The sequence below is a fragment of the Paenibacillus glacialis genome (genome assembly GCF_001637205.1).
Lineage (GTDB): Bacteria > Bacillota > Bacilli > Paenibacillales > Paenibacillaceae > Paenibacillus_AQ > Paenibacillus_AQ glacialis.
On sequence record NZ_LVJH01000038.1, the window covers coordinates 1 to 992 of the forward strand.

General features: G+C 53.2%; 1 rRNA gene. It reads left to right on the forward strand.

From position 1 onward, the window contains the following. Positions 1–992: ribosomal RNA gene (locus tag PGLA_RS27020) — 23S ribosomal RNA — on the forward strand; the annotation flags it as partial.

Below are 992 nucleotides of genomic sequence, written 5' to 3' on the forward strand. Positions count from 1 at the left end.
AAAAGTGGTTGCGGCAGTTGGGGCGAGCGAACGCGGATTAGCCCAAACCAAGGAGCTTGCTCCTTGGGGTTGTGGGACATCTCACATGGAGTTACAAAGGATTGGGTTAGGTGAAGAGGTCTGGAAAGGCCCGGCATAGAAGGTAAAAGCCCTGTAACCAAAAGTCCAATCCCTCCGAGATGTATCCCGAGTAGTGCGGGGCACGTGAAACCCCGTATGAATCCAGCAGGACCATCTGCTAAGGCTAAATACTCCCTAGCGACCGATAGTGAAACAGTACCGTGAGGGAAAGGTGAAAAGCACCCCGGAAGGGGAGTGAAATAGAACCTGAAACCGTGTGCTTACAAAAAGTCAGAGCCCGATCTATGGGTGATGGCGTGCCTTTTGTAGAATGAACCGGCGAGTTACGTTCCCATGCAAGGTTAAGCTGAGAAGGCGGAGCCGCAGCGAAAGCGAGTCTGAATAGGGCGAATTATAGTATGTGGACGTAGACCCGAAACCGTGTGATCTACCCCTGTCCAGGGTGAAGGTGCGGTAACACGCACTGGAGGCCCGAACCCACGCATGTTGAAAAATGCGGGGATGAGGTGGGGGTAGCGGAGAAATTCCAATCGAACTCGGAGATAGCTGGTTCTCCCCGAAATAGCTTTAGGGCTAGCCTCGGAATGAAGAGTCGTGGAGGTAGAGCACTGATTGGGTGCGGGGCCCGCAAGGGTTACCAAACTCAGTCAAACTCCGAATGCCATGTACTTATGTCCGGGAGTCAGACAGTGAGTGCTAAGATCCATTGTCGAAAGGGAAACAGCCCAGACCATCAGCTAAGGTCCCAAAGTGTGTGTTAAGTGGAAAAGGATGTGGAGTTGCCCAGACAACCAGGATGTTGGCTTAGAAGCAGCCACCATTGAAAGAGTGCGTAATAGCTCACAGGTCGCGTGACCCGTCTCTTATAGACACCGGACCCTGCCGACGCGCCGCCTAGTGTCGACTCCCGT